Raw genomic sequence first — 15,262 nt, 5'->3', positions numbered from 1 at the left:
GCCGCGCGTAAGAGGGGACCATTTCCGGGCGCTTCGGCATTGGTTTTTGGCACGGCGCTCGGGCTGGTCTCCCCTCAAGATCGCCGCGCCCGTGAGCAGCTTCGCAGGCCTGCATGCAGTCGATTGTCAGGGCGGCTTGCGAAATTGGGCCGCTAAGACAGCCCCGAGTAAGTGACTGCGGCACACATTGTCGTTGCCTTTGTGTGTTGACAATTTCTCGAAATTTGCCGCTCTTGTCGTGCCTCCCAGTTTGAGATTTGAGGCATTTCCATGGAGCACTTTCCGTACATTGGCTCGGGCCCATATTGCTACGCCAACTCCTTCGCGATGCTGTTCCGCGCTCATGCGCCATCGACGGCGGTCATCGAGTTCGCGACCGCCAGCCCCTTTGGGATGCAACTCGTCGGCGGAACTCTGCCGTTCTTCGATCCCTATGGATGGACGCCGGAAGCTGGCTTCGACGGAGCCCTTCAGGCGATGGGGTGGGCTTCAACGGTCATCAAGAGCACGAACGCGAACGAGGCTCTGAACCAGCTTCAACGGGCACTCTCCGATGGCCCCGTATGGGTTGGTCCGGTTGAAATCGGGCATCTTGGGCATCAGCCGGGAATGAGCGGCCCTATCGGATCGGACCATTACCTCGTCGTGCTTGCCATCGAAGATGGGCGGGTACGGATGCACGATCCGCAAGGATATCCTTTCGTGTCACTGCCGGCAGACGCCTTTCTGACCGCATGGCGCGCCGAAACCATTGACTACGGCGCGCCCTTTACGATGCGGACCAATTTCCGGCGCGATCGAGAGGTCCGTGAGGATGACATGATCCGAGCGTCGCTGTCGAATGCGATACGGTGGCTTTCAATGGAGAACGCGACGCATTTACCCGATGGAACGGTCGGCAATGCCGAGGCGGCCGAGGTCTTGGCAGACATGATCGAAGGCGGCTGCAATGACGATCTGCGTGGACACCTGATCCACTTCGCCGTGCGCGTCGGCGCAAGGCGTCTCGCAGATGCGGCGACGTGCCTGGCACGGATCGGCCATGCTGAAGCGGCCCGCATCGCATCCGAACAGGCTCAGTTGGTCGGATCACTACAGTACCCGCTGGTGACAGGTCATGATGCAGAGGCCGCCGCCATATTGAGAGCTTTAGCGCCGACCTACGCGCGATTGCTGTTTTCCTTACAACGAGCACAGTAATGCGGGGCTGTGAACGCCCCCAAGTGAGACCAACAGGAACCAGAACAATCGACCCAATGCGGCCGCTCCGCGACTTGCTCTCGGATTTCCGCTGTTGGGCGTAAAGCAGTGTTCGCGGTGCTATGAGCCAAACTTGACAACCGCCACAAACGTCAACCGATTCCGCAGTGCGAGCGGACGCCTTGCGAGCGCTGTACCTCGATCCGTGCAAGAGCTGGGGCTCCCAGGTGAGACTGGAGTTCTTGAAAACATCGGGTAGTTGAAGCCAGAAGGGCTGCCCGCAGCACGGCCTACCACGCCATTTAAGGCTGGTCCCAGAGTGCTCCTCGCACCTTCGCCGACGCGAGGGCAGACTTTACTGACCGAGAACGTCTTTTCGCCAGCGGCCGGATCGGCTGCCAGGGCCGGCATCGCATTGCAGATAGCGCGACAGAGCGGTCATCACTCGAAGCTTCATGCAACATACCTCTTGCCCCGTCTTCAGCGCTGCGGGGGCGCGGTACGAGCAACGCCGTTAACTGAACAGCCCTTTGGCGAAGGCAGGGTGCGGTGCGATGCGATTGACAAGCATGAAAGGCGGAGTGGTCGGAAGTGCAGTCATCATGGGCGGCGTGAACGATCAGTCACACGGGATCTTGCGCTCCTTGCGCAGCGTCCGCTTCATCGGCCTGTACACAGATCGCATGACAGAGTAAGCAATCTCTAATCAATACTTCCGAGGGGAAAGGACAGCAATGGAGTTCGATCTCCGCCGCGTTTTGGACGCGCTTCCGGCCATGGTGTGGATCGCACTGCCGGACGGGCAGCTCGAGCTTGTCAACCGAAGCTGGTCTGAATACACCGGCCTCGGTCTGGACGAAGCCCGTGGCGCGGAATGGCAGGCCGCGGTCAACCCGGACGACCTCCCCGCACTGCTCGAACGCTGGCGGTTGATTCTGGCGTCCGGCCAACCAGGCGAGATCGAGGCGCGCGTTCGACGCTTCGACGGGCAGTATCGCCGGGTTCGTGTGCAATGCAGTCCGATGTTCGACGATGCCGGACGGATCCTCAAATGGTGCGGAACGGTCACCCACGTCGAGGATCTGCGGCGAGCTGAGGAGACCTTGCGGCGACGTGAGCTCGACTTTCAGTTGATCGTCGACAGCATCCCGGTTCCGGTCGCAGTGACGATGCCGTCGGGGGCGGTCGAGGGCCTCAATCAGGCCACGCTCAAATATTTTGGCAAGACCCTGGAGACGCTGAAGGAATGGGAAGCCACAGACGCCGTCCATCCTGAGGACTTGGAGCGCACAATCGCCGCCCACAATGCAAACTATCAAGCAGGTCGATCCTACGACATCGAGACCCGTCTGCGACGCGCAGATGACGTCTATCGCTGGTTCAATGTGCTGGCTATGCCGCTGCGGGATGTCGACGGACACATTCTGCGATGGTTTGAGTTGCTTATCGATATTGACGACCGAAAACGCGCCGAGGCGGCCCTCCAGGCCGCGAACGACAGGCTGGCGCGTGCATCGCAGGTCGCAAGCCTGGTGGAACTCTCCGCCTCGATCGCGCACGAGGTCAATCAGCCGATTGCCGCTGCACTCGCCAACGCGCAGGCCGCGCTTCGCTGGCTGGGAAGGGACCCGCCCGATCTTGTGGAGGTGAGAGAGGCGCTCGACGATGTCGTGAAGGACGGCACGCGGGCCGGCAATGTCATTGATCGGATACGCTCCCTGTTCAAAAACGCACCGCCGTCGCTCGAGGACCTGGACATCACCGAGGCGCTCAGCGAGATCGTTGCCCTTAGCCGCAGCAAAGCCCTGAAGAACGGTATCTTCCTCAAGGTCCAACTCTCGGAGAGCTTGCCGACCGTCCGAGGAGACCGCGTACAGTTGCAGCAGGTGATGCTCAACTTGATCACCAACGCCATCGAGGCGATGAGTGATGTCGACCATGGCAATCGCAATCTTCGGATCACCGCCGGAAGAGACGACGACAATGTCTTTGTCAGCGTGCAGGATTCCGGTCCGGGCTTGAAGCAAGCCACCTTGGAGCGTGTCTTCGAGCCGTTTTACACGACCAAGCCGACCGGTCTCGGGGTGGGGCTGTCAATCTGCCGTTCAATCATAGAGGCCCACAGCGGGGCGCTATGGGCGATGAACGCCGCGAATGGCGGCGCCGTGTTTTCGTTTACGGTTCCCATTTCCGCGTCGGCCAAATCCAGAATGGGCGTTCAGGATGCCATCATGCCCTCTCAAGCGCCCCAACCGCTCGCCGTAACCTCCTGAGCTGCTTCGGTCAGTTCCACAAGCGAATCGATGAAGGGACCGTATCAAGTGCTATCGTAGTGGTAATCCTCCTAGGCAGCGCGACTCGCGAGGTCTCGCGCAGTCCTGCCGACCAATGCCACCGGTGATTTGATGACCGTGCGACCTGCCGCATCTGCGTCGGCATATTCAACCATGGACCGCCAGGCGCGAGCGCCTACCTACAGCCAATGCAAGGCGGCGATAGCGTCGAGGGTGATGACCTCGGACCCGTCGCAGCGAAGAATTCGCGTGAACTAATTGTCCAGGCGCGATCAACACGCCACGCTCTCGACGCGCCGCGCTAGAAGTGCACGAGCCACAGAAGGCCAACAAACCCTGCCCAACTGCATACTTACAGCGGAGAGAGTCGCCACAGGCTATCCCGGCATCTGTTGCCCCATTTTCGGTTGGCGTGGATCGGCGAGCGGGGGCACGCGCGCGACCCCGAAAGCGATTGCGAGTGCAAGCAAGCAGAGCAGCCCGCAAAACACGACGATGCCTGGCCATCCACTGCGGCTCCACACGAAGCCGCCAGCCGAACCTAAAAGGCTCGATCCGGCGTAATAGCTGAAGAGATAAACAGCGCTTGCATAGCCTCGTTCGCCGAAGGCGCGACGGCTGACCCAGCTTGATGCAATCGTGTGCGCGCCGAAGAAGCCGGCGGTGACGAGGGCGATGCCCCCAACGATGATCCAAAGCGGCGTGGAGCCCGTTGCGACGATCCCGGCTAGAAGCACCGTCAGCGGAACCCAGAAGGTGCGGCGGACGCCAAACTTACCGGCCGCTCGGCCGAACCATGTTGAACTTATCGAACCCAGTATGTAGAGAAGAAATATGGCCCCGATAGCCGAGCCGCCAAGGGCGTAGGGTTCGGCAACCAGACGGAAAGGCACGTAGTTGTAGACCGTCACGAAGGCTCCCATCATCAGGAAGCCTTCGGCATAGAGCAGCAGGAGAGCCCGATCCCTCAGAACCTTGCGATAGCTTGCCAGGGCGGACCGGAGCGGTTGCGTTCTTGTAACGAAGCCTCTTGAGTTCGGCGCACAGGCCCAGAAGACCAGTGCCGCCGCGGCGCTGAAGAGCCCGGTGGCGCCGAGTCCCCATCGCCATCCGAACCATTCGGCCGCGAAAGCCGCACCAAGGCGACCGATCATCCCGCCAAGGGCAGAGCCGGCGATGAAGAGCCCCATTGCCGGGCTGATGGCCGATGGCACAACCTCCTCGGAAACATAGACCATCGCGACTGCCGGCACCCCCGCAAGCGCGATGCCAGCCAGGCATCGCAGCAAGAGCAGACTTTCCCAACTCGGCGCCAAGCCCGCGAGCGAACCGTATACTGCAGCGCTCGCCAGAGAAAAGACCATGATCGGTCGGCGTCCGACACGATCGGCAATCCAGCCGGCGAAGATGATTCCGATGGCCATGGGGCCCGTCGCAAGCGAAACGGCCAGGCTCGCCGTCTCCGGAGAGACAGCAAAATGCGCCGTGAAGAACGGGAGCAGCGGCTGCGCACTGTAGAGGAGCGAGAATGTCGAGAAACCGGCCATCACCATAGCGAGGGCCAGGCGCCGATACTCGCGCGTGCCGAGAGCGATTAGAGCGGTGTTATTGTCCATGGCGCAGTGCCGACCTGGCAACGATAAAGGAATACGACATCTTTGCTCCTCCCCCGACACGCCGTCTTTGGTTCACAGGCGGATGATCACCGATTTCAGTTGCGTGTAGTGCGACAATGCGTCGATGCCCTGCTCGCGGCCGTAGCCGCTATATTTGAAGCCGCCGCACGGGGTCTGCACAAAGCCACCGCTATACTCGTTGACGACGATACGGCCCGCTTCGAGTCCGGCGGCGACACGATGCACGCGGCCGATATCTCTCGACCAGATGCCTGCGGACAAGCCGAGCTCGGAATCATTGGCAATGCGGATGGCGTCCGCCTCATTCTTGAACGGGATCACGCACAGGATTGGGCCGAAGATCTCCTCTCGCGCGATCTCCATGTCGTTTCTGACGCCGGTATAGACAGTAGGCTCAATGTAGTTGCCGCCCTCGAGCTCGGCGCCGACTGCAACTTTGCCGCCGATCGCTGGCGTCAGGCCGTCGCGCTCGGCAACGGCGAAGAAGCTCTTGATCTTCTCGAACTGGGCTTGCGTCGTGATCGGTCCATTGGAGGCATCGAAATCGGGTCCAAGACGCAACAGCGCGACGTTGTCGATGAGCTTCTTCACAAACGCATCGTGAATGTTCTCCTGGACGAGCAGACGCGTTCCTGCCGCGCACCACTGCCCGCTGTTCCAGGTGAACGCACGCGTGGAGCCGGCCGCCGCGGCTTCGAGATCCGCGTCGTCGAAGACAATGTTGGCGCTCTTGCCACCAAGCTCCAGTGTCAGCGGAAGGACGCGCTCCGCCGCTATGCGTCCCAACTCCTGGCCTGCTTTGAGGCCGCCGGTGAACGAGATCTTGCGCACGTCAGGATGCGCCGCCATTGCCGGTCCTATGGCGCTTCCCTTGCCGACGACCACATTTAGGACGCCCGCCGGCAGACCGTGGTGGACGGCGAACTTCGCGAAGGCCACGAGGGAGCCGGAGGTGTGCTCCGAAGGCTTGGCAACGACCGTATTGCCCGTCGCCAAGGCGGGAGCGATGGCACGGGCAGCCTGGTGCAGCGGCGCGTTCCAGGGCAGGATGACACCAATGACGCCGAAGGGATCCCGCCGGGTATAGACGTGGTAGTTCGGCCCGACATTGATGACTTCGCCGTCCATGACGTTGACGATGCCACCATAGAACTCGAAGTACTGCGCCGTCAGATCGAGCAGCGTCGCCATCTCCCGGCCGGGTTTGCCGGTCTCCTGGCTCTCGATGTCGACAATGTGCTGTCCCTCTTCGCGAAGCTTACGGGCGACGTCGACGAGGATGCGCCCGCGTTCGGACGGCCGCATGTCGCGCCACGCCGGCAGCGCTGTCGATGCCGACGCGACCGCGAGGTCGACATCCTTGGCGCCGCCATTGGAGACCTCCTTGATTTTCCTTTGGGTCCGGGGATCCAGCTTGTCGGCATAGTGCCCTTCGATCGGTGCGACATCAGTGCCGCCGATGAAGCTCAAAGTCCGTTCAACCATTTATCTTCTCCTTGGCCGGAGGCCGTTATTGTTTCCTAGCCGACCGCAGCCACAGACTTCGACTCGGCCCATCGATCGCCGACGGCTCCCTTTTTCACCAGTGCATCGATCTCGTTCTCCTCGAATCCGAACGATGCGAGTATCGAACGCGTATGCGCGCCGAGTTCGGGGGCTGGCTGATGATCCATGCCGTTCATCTCACGGCTGTTGATCGGAAAACCTGGCATGCGGATCCGCCCCAATTCTGGGTGGTCGAGTGTCATGATCATGTCATTTGCCTGCAACTGCGGGTGCCGCAGCAGGTCATCATACGTGGCGACCGGGGCGCAGAGAATGTCCGCTTCCAGGAGTGCCGAAAGCCAATGGTCACGGCTCTTCGTGCGGAAGCGGGCACCCAGAATTTCCCGCATTATGCGCCGGTTGGCGACGCGCTTCGACGAAGTGGCAAAACGTGGATCCGACGCCAACTCCGGTAGACCGAGGACGTCGCAGAGCCTTTCCCACCGGCCGCCATTGTAAGCGGCGAGCATAAGCCAGCCGTCCGCGGCTTCGAACGCCTCGTTCGGCGCCGAATAGGGCGCGGCGCTCCCGATCTTCTCCGGCACCTCACGATCCGTGAGGTAGTTGGTAAGTGATACCTGCTGCAGTGCGATGGATGCGCCGAAGAGGCTGACGTCGAGGTGGGCACCGAACCCGGTGGCCTGGACTTTGCGCAATTGCGCAAGGATACCCATTACCGCGACGTAACCCGTGAAGACGTCGACGACCGGCGCCTGCACCTTCGTTGGCTCGGCTCCTTCGCTGCCGATAATGCTCATGAGACCGCTGTCGGCCTGCATGATGCCGTCTACCCCGGCACGACCCGCATAGGGGCCCTCCTGGCCATAGGCGGAAATGGAGCAATAGATCAGCCGGGGATTGAGCTCCTTGAGCGCCTCATAACCGAGGCCTAGCCTCTGCATGACCCCTGGTCGCATGCTCTCCACCAGAACGTCCGCCTTTCCCACGAGCCGTCTTGCGAGATCGACCGCACCGTCCGCCTTCATGTCAAGGCTGAGGCCCAGCTTGTTTCTGTTGAAGCCGTGAAAGAGGGCACTGTCCTGCCCCATCCAGGCCGGACCGAGCTTGCGGCCGAGTTCACCGTACGGCGGCTCCACCTTGATGACGCGCGCCCCCATATCGGCCATCAACATGGTGCATGTCGGCCCTGCCCCAACATGGGTGAAATCGATGACGGTGAGATTGTTCAAAGCATCACGCAACATGATCGTCTCCTTGTCCTGGTACGGCGCAGGGCGTTATTAAGCCGGCGACTGCCATCACAATGCAGCTTGGGTTCGGCGCGCGATCTCGGCGCCCGCCAACTGCTCGAGTTCCTTGACCACCACGGTCATGTCTTCAGTCGCATGACCATGCGCATGAGCGAGCTCGTAGAACTGCTTGGCGAGCGCCGAAACTAGAAGCGGCGCGCCGGCGGCATCGGCTTCGCGGGCGCAAAGCCGCAGGTCCTTGCGCATGAGTTCCAGGCGGAAGCCGAAATCGAACCTGCGATCGAGGATCCGGCCCGCCAGAATTTGCTCGGTCACATAACTACGCGCCGTGCTGGCGTTGAGAACCTGCAGGATGACGTCGGCGTTGAGCCCCGCCTTCACTCCGAACAGGATCGCCTCCGCGGCGACGACCAGGTTCGTCCCGACGATCATGTTGTTGATGAGTTTCAGGATCTGCCCTTGGCCGACGTCGTCGCCCACGTGCACAACGTTGCGGCCGAAACTACGAAACGCTGGCTCGAGCGTTTCGTAGGCCCGCCGGCCACCGGAAACCATGATGGAGAGTGTACCGGCTTCGGCACCTGGGACGCCCCCTGCCAGGGGACCGTCAAGCGCAACGATGCCCCGCTCGGCGAGCGCCTCGGCGACCTCCCGCGCAACGCTTGGACCAGTCGTCGAGTGGTCGACATAATATCGTGCTCGGCTTCCGTGGATGATGCCATCCTCGCCCAGCGCGACGTGTTTGACGATTTCCGGGGTTGGCAGGCACACGAGCACCGCATCCGAAACGCTGCCTACCTCAGCGGCAGAGCCGCAAACCTTGCCGCCCAACCGGGCGATCATGTCAAGCGAAGCCGTGTTCGTATCGAATATGTTCAGTTGAAAGCCGGCTTTGATGAGGTGTCGGGCCAAATGGGCGCCCATTGCGCCCAGCCCTATGAATCCGATGTCCTGCATGGCTGGATACTCCGTTCTTCGATTCGCGCCGTGGCGATGGCGGTTCGGGTGGCTTGCGCGCTCAGAGTGTGCGAGTGCGTGCCCTGAAACGGACCCGAGCGACATCGGCGGCGGGAACCGAACACACGGCCGCCGCCGGGAAGAACGCCCCGCCTGCAAGCATGATGGTGCTGAACCAGCCGGTTAAGTTTGGCATTGGGGGGCGCTTCGCGGATAGAGCCGAGCCGAGCCGCCCGAATACGGCCGCGATGCGGGACCCGGCAACGAGCAGGCGCGGCCCTGGCGGAAAGTTCGTAGTGATTGTCATGGTCTCCTCCACGTTCTGTGCCCAACAGGGAGCGCCTGTTCTCGCCTCGCCACAAGCGAGTTTTGGTCACCCTTCGTTGACCTGAGGTCAACACTCTGGCGAGGGCGCGACCGTTGACTTTCGGTCAACAACAGCGCTCAAAAAACTCGCTCACGCCTATCCGTCGAATTTGACATCGTTCCGAACCGGTCCGAGGAGGACCTTTGCTGACGGCAGGGAGGAACACGCCATGTCAGAGATTCTCGAGCAGATGCCCACCGGCCTATCCCGCGGGACGGCCGCGGCAGGCAAGCTCACAACCGCGCAGAAAAAGGCGGTGGTAGCGGCGACCCTTGGCACAATCGTCGAATATACGGACTGGGTCATCTACGCCACGTTCGCCTCGATTCTGGCACAACAGTACTTTTCCGCCGGCGATGGCCTGACGGCGCTCCTGCAAGTCTTCGCTGTCTTCGCCGTGGGCTTCGTGATGCGACCGATCGGTGGTGCGGTGCTTGGTGCATTCGCCGACCGCTATGGAAGAAAGGCGGGTCTGACGCTTTCGATCCTCCTGATGTCCGTCGCATCCCTCGCAATCGGCGTGTGCCCCAGCTATGAAAGCATCGGCATCGCTGCTCCGATCGTACTCGTCCTGGCGCGGCTGGTGCAGGGCTTCTCAGCCGGCGGGGAGTTCGGTTCGGCCTCGGCGTTCCTGGTGGAATCGGCCCCTGCCGAACGACGCGCCTTTGCCGGCTCGTGGCAATGGTTCGCCATCAATGCCGGCACGCTGGTTTCGTTCATTCTCGGCTTTGGCCTGGCGACCTTCGGCAGCGAATCGGGGCTCGCCGATTGGGGATGGCGCGTCGCCTTCATCATTGCTGCCCTGCTCGGACTGATCACCCTCTGGATTCGCCTGTCTGTCGGCGAGACGGAGACTTTCAAGAAGCGCGTCGCCGCCGAGGGCGTCGTGAAGAACCCGCTCAAGGACGTCCTCTTGAATCACCGTCGGGACGCCCTGCGCGTGGTCGGCATCGCGATGGCCGGCAACCTGCTCAACTACGTCTGGATGGTGAACTACCCGTCCTACATTCACATAGTGACCGGCATGCAGCGGGCCGACACGCTCCTGATCGGGGTGATCTCCGTCACGATCTCGCTGGTGATTATTCCTTTTATCGGCAAGCTCGCCGACCGGATCGGACGCAAGCCCGTGCTGATCGGCTTCTCGCTTCTCTCCGCCGCTTGGGCGTGGCCGAGCTTCGCATTGCTCTATCCTGGCATGAGCTTTGCAGAAGCGCTTCTCATGATGACGATCCCGATGGTGATCATGACCGGATTTGCCGGCGCTGCCGCCGTCATGATGGTCGAGCAATTCCCCGCAAAGGTCCGCGTCACCGGAGTCGCCCTGCCCTATGCTCTCTCCGTGACGCTTTTCGGCGGCACTGCCCCTTACATCATCACCGCGATGAACGGTTGGGGATATGGTGGCTATACCTGGATCTACCTCGCCGTGATCTGCCTGATTGCGGCCATCACCTATTCGCGCCTGCCTGAAACCAAGGGGCAACCTTTGCGCTGACAGGCGGAGTCGGTCAGAAGTGTTCCCGCCCTCGCAAGAGGGTGGGCCCTTTCCGTTTCATCCCCCGGCTTAAACCGGTTCTGTTGCGTGCCCCGCAATCTCGGCCTGCTCCAGCAACCATACCCGGAAGCGGCGGAAGGCCGGATTTCGCAGCCGGTTGCGGGGATAGAGGAAATAATAGGTGAAGTCGCCGCGATCGAGTGCGCGATCGAACGGCGCTACGAGGCGCCCGGATCGAAGGTCGTCCAGAAAGAGGGCCTTCTGGGCGATCATCACTCCCTGCCCCTCGAGTGTCGCCTGATAGGCAAGCGTTGAACTCGCATATTTGGGACCGGCATAGGGGTCGATGGACCGGCCCCCCGCGGCTTCCACCCAATAGCGCCAATCGTCCGGCCGCACGAGCGAATGCAGCAGCGGCACATGTCCGAGGTCGTCAACCGCCTTCAAGGCGTGTCGTGCCTGGAAGGCGGGCGTGCACAGAGGAAGCAGCTCGTTCTTCATCACTCGGTCGACTTCCACGCCGGGCCAATTGCCATCGCCGAGACGAATGGCGCCGTCGACGTTCTCGCGTTCGAAATCCACCGTCTCGTTCGACGTCGTGAGCCGAACCTCAGTCGTGGGGTTGAGCTCGTGGAAGCTGCTGAGCCGCGGTATCAGCCATTTCATTGAGAAAGTGGTATAGGCGCGCACGCGCAGGATCTCGACCATCTTGCGGCCGGTGAGCTTCTGCGTCTCCTCGCGAATCCCATCGAGGTGTCGGGTGATTGCGGCGAGGTATTGTTCCCCCTCGGAGGTCAACACGATCTCCCGCGGATCCCGCCGGAAGAGCCGTACGCCGAGAAACGTCTCCAATCGCTGCACTTGGCGACTGACGGCGCCCGGCGTCACCAGCAGTTCGTCGGCAGCCCGCCTGATGCTCTGAAGGCGGCCAGCGGCCTCAAAGGCACGCAGCGGATTGAGTGGCGGCAATGTGTCCATGACCAAGCTTAGGCAGCTTGTTGCCTTTTGGTCAACACCGCGCCGCAGCTTTGTCGTTCTGCCGAATTTCGGTTCGCCATTAACCTTCAGAGATCGAAAGGCAGTCTGAAGTGGAGGAACCCAATGGACTCGATCGTCAAGGCAGCGGAGCCCCCGCGGTCGGCAGCGCCAGCCGATGGCATAAGGCTGGAGGCATCGCGCGACAATGAAAGCGGCAAGGGCGTTTTTCCCCGTATTCGTGCCAGCTCACCTGTCGCGGATCGCTATGAGCCGATCATGCTTTCGCCCGAAGCGACCATCTACAGCTTCACCGTCATCCATCCCAACCCCAAGTCGGGCCTGAAACCGTTCGCGCTGGTCTACGCCGATTTCGCCGAGGACGTACGGGTGTTCGGACGACTGGCGCTCGCTGAAGGCGAGCGGCCGCGCATCGGCGCGCCGGTCCGCGTGGCCGCCGCACCCGATGCCAGCGATGTCAACAAGGAGTACCTCTTCGTGGTAGCGGAGGAGAACGTTCAATGAGCACCGAAGTCTATGTCAGCGGCGCCGCAATGACTCCCTTCGGGCGCCATAACGATCGCTCCATGCAGGAGCTGGCCCAAGCGGCTGTTCTGGGGGCCCTTGAGGATGCGGCAATCGAAAAAGGCAGCATCCACGCCATTTATGCGGCCAATGTCTACGGCGGCATGGTTCTCGGCCAGGTGTTGATGCGCGATCTCGGCATCACCGGCCCGGCGCTCTACAATGTCGAAAACGCCTGTGCAAGTGGCGCGACGGCCGTTCATCTCGCCTGCCAGGCGCTCCGCCTGGGTCTCTACGAGACGGTGCTGGTCTTCGGCGTCGAGCAGCTCACGCAGCTCGGCGGCGGCACCATCCCGCTGCAGCGCAACGATTACAAGACCGAGCTCTACGCCGGTCAGGGCATGACGTTGCCCACTGTCTATGCCATGCGCGGCAGCCGCTATCTCTACGAGCGGGACGAGACCCCGGACGTGCTGGCTGAGGTTGCGGTCAAGAACAGGGCGCACGGTGTGCGCAATCCGTTTGCCCAGCAGCGCACGGCAGTGACTGTCGAAGAGGTTCTGCAATCACGCCCGGTGGCCGAGCCGTTGACCTTGCTGCAATGCTGCCCGTCCGCGGTCGATGGCGCCGCGGCCGTGATCCTGACCACGCGCCGGCCGTCGCAGCAGGCCGCTCCCGTGCGCGTGCTCGCATCGGCGGTCCAGTCCGGTCATCAGGAGCTCGGTTGCGACGATATCCTGGATGCCGAGATCACGTCCCGTACGGCGCAACTCGCCTATGAGCAGGCCGGCGTCGATCCCAAGGACATCGGCATGGTCGAACTGCACGACGCCTTCACCATCGCCGAGCTACTCTACTATGAAGCGCTTCAGCTCGCCCGGCCGGGAGAGGGCGCGGCGCTTCTGCGCAGTGGCGCCACGGCGCTCGGCGGTCGTGTGCCGGTCAATCCCAGCGGCGGACTTCTGGCCAAGGGCCACCCGCTGGGTGCAACCGGCGTCGCCCAGATAGTCGAGGTCGTCTGGCAGATCCAGAATCGAGCCGAAGGCCGGCAGATCGAGAACCTGCGCCTCGGCCTTACACAGTGCACCGGCGGCGGCATCGCGGGAGTCGACCATGCAGCGTCCGCGGTTCACATTCTGGGGGTGTAAAATGAGCGATCAAAATGTAGCCATCGTCACCGGCGGCGCGCGTGGCATAGGCCGCGGGATTGCCGAAGCCCTGTTGACGGCGGGTATGGACATAGCGCTGCTCGATCTCGACGCCGATGCGCTCGCCGCCACCGCCGCCGAGCTGATGACTGCTCACTTAGAGCGAAGCGTCGTCGGCATCCGCACCGATATCACGAAACGTGACGAAGTCGAGCACGCTGTGGCCACGGTCATCGAGCGGTTCGGCCGGATCGACGTGCTCGTCAACAATGCCGGCATCGTGCGCGACCGCCGTCTCGTCAAAATGGAAGAGGATGACTGGGACAGCGTCATTGCCACCAATCTCAAGTCCCAATTCCTCACCTGCAAGGCGGTCGTGCCCCATATGATCGACCGGCAATATGGCCGGATCATCAACATTTCGTCGCGCGCTTGGCTCGGCGGTTTCGGCCAGGCGAACTATTCGGCGGCCAAGGGTGGCGTCGTCAGCCTCACGCGGAGCCTTGCGATCGAGCTGGCATCGCAGGGCATCACCGTCAACGCCGTTGCACCGGGCATCGTCGAGACACCGCTTTTCCAGACATTCGCAACCGATGTGCAGGAGCGGCTGAAGAAGAGCGTGCCCATGCAGCGGACAGGCACGCCGGAAGACATAGCACAGGCGGTGCTTTTCTTCAGTTCGAAGGCGAGCGCCTACATCACCGGCCAGTTGCTCTACGTCTGCGGCGGCCGTTCATTGTCCAGTCCAAGCGTGTGAGAGGCATCATGACAATCGTGACAACGATCAATGGCGCTGTGGCGACCATCCGGATCGATCGACAGGAGAAGCTGAACGCGCTGGATGTGACACATCTCTGCGAACTTCGTTCGGCGCTCAAGCAGGCCTCGGACAACAACGCGGTGCGGGTCCTGGTGCTGACGGGAACGGGCCGGGCCTTCTGCGTCGGAGCTGACCTGACAGCCGGCCGCGACAACGAACGCAGCCTTGCCGCGGCCTTTGGGCTGCCGCTCTCGCAGGCAGGGGACCAAGGGCTCTACATCCGCCTCTTCAACCTGCAAACGCTCGAGATTCGCAAGCCCCTGATTGCGGCGGTCAACGGTTTCTGCCTTGGCGGCGGCCTTGAACTGGCCCTGCAGTGCGACTTCATCATTGCGACCGAGGGCTCGAGCTTCGGTCTGCCTGAAGTCGTCGTCTCCAGCCTTCCTGGCGGGGGCGGTGTTCCGAGCTTGCTCGACGCGGTACCCAAGGGTGTGGCGAGGCGCATGCTGCTCACCGGGGAGCGCATCGATGCCAAGAGAGCTTACCAGATCGGCTTGGTGACCGATCTTTGCGCCGACGGTGAATTGGGGGCCCTGATCGAGAAAATCGCGACGACAGTTGCCGGCAACGGTCCGATTGCGGTGCAACTCGTGAAGATGATCGCGAGCCAATCCGCCAATATGTCCAAGGCGCAGGCGTTCCAGCTCTCCGAGCTTGCCTGGGGTATCCTGCGCGACACGGAGGATCGGCGGGAAGGTCGACTTGCCTTTAGTGAGAAACGGCAGCCGATCTACGTCGGCCGTTGAGCAATGTCAGTGCTCGAGGACCGAATCTTGCCAGGCCTTCACCATCGACGCCGACCCAGTGGTCTCTGAGCAGGCATTTTCCTGCGGGTCGCCTCGGTCGTAGGTGGCGCTGTTCCATCTGGACGGGTGGTGAGCCGAGCGGCGGAGGGCGAGACGGCGTTCGGAAATCGACACGTCCAGGAGCATCCCACGCGATCACTATCGACGCCGTGCGGCCGCCCGGCGCGGACCTCGGCGACCGGGCATCGCCTGGACGAGGCGGTTCTTGCCGCCCGCGGCCATCTTGCCTGATCGCCCAAAGGCGCGGGCCGACAGTGCACTGGCATCGCAAGAATGCGA

12 protein-coding genes are annotated in these 15,262 nt (G+C 62.1%); 7 read left to right on the top strand and 5 right to left on the bottom strand.

Annotation, left to right across the window (positions count from 1 at the left end; all coding sequences use genetic code 11):
- Positions 1-270 precede the first annotated feature (270 nt).
- Complete coding sequence (locus tag AC6CIG_RS24570) at positions 271-1,200, top strand: YobF C-terminal domain-containing protein (protein WP_498324037.1); 930 nt, start codon at positions 271-273, stop codon at positions 1,198-1,200.
- A 734-nt stretch (positions 1,201-1,934) separates the two neighbouring features.
- Entirely contained in the window at positions 1,935-3,473 is a 1,539-nt protein-coding gene (locus AC6CIG_RS24565; RefSeq protein WP_498324036.1) for a PAS domain-containing sensor histidine kinase, read from the top strand.
- 398 nt (positions 3,474-3,871) lie between these two features.
- Here the strand turns inward: AC6CIG_RS24565 and AC6CIG_RS24560 are convergent, their stop codons facing one another.
- From AC6CIG_RS24560 to AC6CIG_RS24545, 4 genes are all read right to left on the bottom strand, one after another.
- Positions 3,872-5,110: an MFS transporter gene (locus AC6CIG_RS24560; RefSeq protein ID WP_498324035.1), complete on the bottom strand. Its 1,239-nt coding sequence runs from the start codon at positions 5,108-5,110 to the stop codon at positions 3,872-3,874.
- 72 nt (positions 5,111-5,182) lie between these two features.
- Positions 5,183-6,616 carry an aldehyde dehydrogenase family protein gene (locus AC6CIG_RS24555; protein ID WP_498324034.1) on the bottom strand — a complete coding sequence of 478 codons (1,434 nt, stop codon included), beginning with the start codon at positions 6,614-6,616 and terminating at the stop codon, positions 5,183-5,185.
- Positions 6,617-6,651: 35 nt separating this feature from the next.
- On the bottom strand, positions 6,652-7,881 hold the full coding sequence (locus AC6CIG_RS24550; protein WP_498324033.1) for a CaiB/BaiF CoA transferase family protein: 1,230 nt from the start codon (positions 7,879-7,881) through the stop codon (positions 6,652-6,654).
- A 54-nt stretch (positions 7,882-7,935) separates the two neighbouring features.
- Positions 7,936-8,844, bottom strand: coding sequence for an NAD(P)-dependent oxidoreductase (locus tag AC6CIG_RS24545; RefSeq protein WP_498324032.1), 909 nt, complete (start codon positions 8,842-8,844; stop codon positions 7,936-7,938).
- 536 nt (positions 8,845-9,380) lie between these two features.
- Between AC6CIG_RS24545 and AC6CIG_RS24540 the strand changes: the two genes are divergently transcribed.
- Positions 9,381-10,709: an MFS transporter gene (locus AC6CIG_RS24540; protein ID WP_498324031.1), complete on the top strand. Its 1,329-nt coding sequence runs from the start codon at positions 9,381-9,383 to the stop codon at positions 10,707-10,709.
- A gap of 69 nt (positions 10,710-10,778) precedes the next feature.
- On the opposite strand, the gene gcvA is transcribed toward AC6CIG_RS24540, so the two are convergent.
- A complete protein-coding gene (gene gcvA, locus AC6CIG_RS24535; protein WP_498324030.1) occupies positions 10,779-11,687 on the bottom strand; it encodes a transcriptional regulator GcvA in 909 nt (302 codons plus the stop codon).
- A 123-nt stretch (positions 11,688-11,810) separates the two neighbouring features.
- On the opposite strand from gcvA, the gene AC6CIG_RS24530 reads away from it, so the two are divergent.
- The 4 genes from AC6CIG_RS24530 to AC6CIG_RS24515 are packed head-to-tail and all read left to right on the top strand — an operon-like array spanning position 11,811 to position 14,923.
- Positions 11,811-12,209: a Zn-ribbon domain-containing OB-fold protein gene (locus AC6CIG_RS24530; RefSeq protein WP_498324029.1), complete on the top strand. Its 399-nt coding sequence runs from the start codon at positions 11,811-11,813 to the stop codon at positions 12,207-12,209.
- Positions 12,206-13,357, top strand: a complete 1,152-nt coding sequence (locus tag AC6CIG_RS24525) for a thiolase family protein (RefSeq protein ID WP_498324028.1) — start codon at positions 12,206-12,208, stop codon at positions 13,355-13,357. Before AC6CIG_RS24530 ends, AC6CIG_RS24525 begins: the two co-directional genes overlap by 4 nt.
- A gap of 1 nt (position 13,358) precedes the next feature.
- Positions 13,359-14,114 (top strand): SDR family oxidoreductase, encoded by a 756-nt coding sequence (locus AC6CIG_RS24520; RefSeq protein WP_498324027.1) that lies wholly within the window; start codon positions 13,359-13,361, stop codon positions 14,112-14,114.
- 8 nt (positions 14,115-14,122) lie between these two features.
- Positions 14,123-14,923 carry an enoyl-CoA hydratase/isomerase family protein gene (locus AC6CIG_RS24515; RefSeq protein ID WP_498324026.1) on the top strand — a complete coding sequence of 267 codons (801 nt, stop codon included), beginning with the start codon at positions 14,123-14,125 and terminating at the stop codon, positions 14,921-14,923.
- The last annotated feature ends 339 nt before the right edge of the window (positions 14,924-15,262 follow it).

This window comes from Sinorhizobium sp. GQ132 (assembly GCF_059758575.1).
Note: the sequence above shows the minus strand (reverse complement) of the source record. Positions and strands in the feature narration are given on the sequence as shown.

What these genes read in the sequence shown, in the direction of transcription:
- AC6CIG_RS24570 (WP_498324037.1), top strand. Translation starts at nt 271, where the DNA reads ATGGAGCACTTTCCGTACATTGGCTCGGGCCCATATTGCTACGCCAAC.
- AC6CIG_RS24565 (WP_498324036.1), top strand. Translation starts at nt 1,935, where the DNA reads ATGGAGTTCGATCTCCGCCGCGTTTTGGACGCGCTTCCGGCCATGGTG.
- AC6CIG_RS24560 (WP_498324035.1), bottom strand. Translation starts at nt 5,110, where the DNA reads ATGGACAATAACACCGCTCTAATCGCTCTCGGCACGCGCGAGTATCGG.
- AC6CIG_RS24555 (WP_498324034.1), bottom strand. Translation starts at nt 6,616, where the DNA reads ATGGTTGAACGGACTTTGAGCTTCATCGGCGGCACTGATGTCGCACCG.
- AC6CIG_RS24550 (WP_498324033.1), bottom strand. Translation starts at nt 7,881, where the DNA reads ATGTTGCGTGATGCTTTGAACAATCTCACCGTCATCGATTTCACCCAT.
- AC6CIG_RS24545 (WP_498324032.1), bottom strand. Translation starts at nt 8,844, where the DNA reads ATGCAGGACATCGGATTCATAGGGCTGGGCGCAATGGGCGCCCATTTG.
- AC6CIG_RS24540 (WP_498324031.1), top strand. Translation starts at nt 9,381, where the DNA reads ATGTCAGAGATTCTCGAGCAGATGCCCACCGGCCTATCCCGCGGGACG.
- gcvA (WP_498324030.1), bottom strand. Translation starts at nt 11,687, where the DNA reads ATGGACACATTGCCGCCACTCAATCCGCTGCGTGCCTTTGAGGCCGCT.
- AC6CIG_RS24530 (WP_498324029.1), top strand. Translation starts at nt 11,811, where the DNA reads ATGGACTCGATCGTCAAGGCAGCGGAGCCCCCGCGGTCGGCAGCGCCA.
- AC6CIG_RS24525 (WP_498324028.1), top strand. Translation starts at nt 12,206, where the DNA reads ATGAGCACCGAAGTCTATGTCAGCGGCGCCGCAATGACTCCCTTCGGG.
- AC6CIG_RS24520 (WP_498324027.1), top strand. Translation starts at nt 13,359, where the DNA reads ATGAGCGATCAAAATGTAGCCATCGTCACCGGCGGCGCGCGTGGCATA.
- AC6CIG_RS24515 (WP_498324026.1), top strand. Translation starts at nt 14,123, where the DNA reads ATGACAATCGTGACAACGATCAATGGCGCTGTGGCGACCATCCGGATC.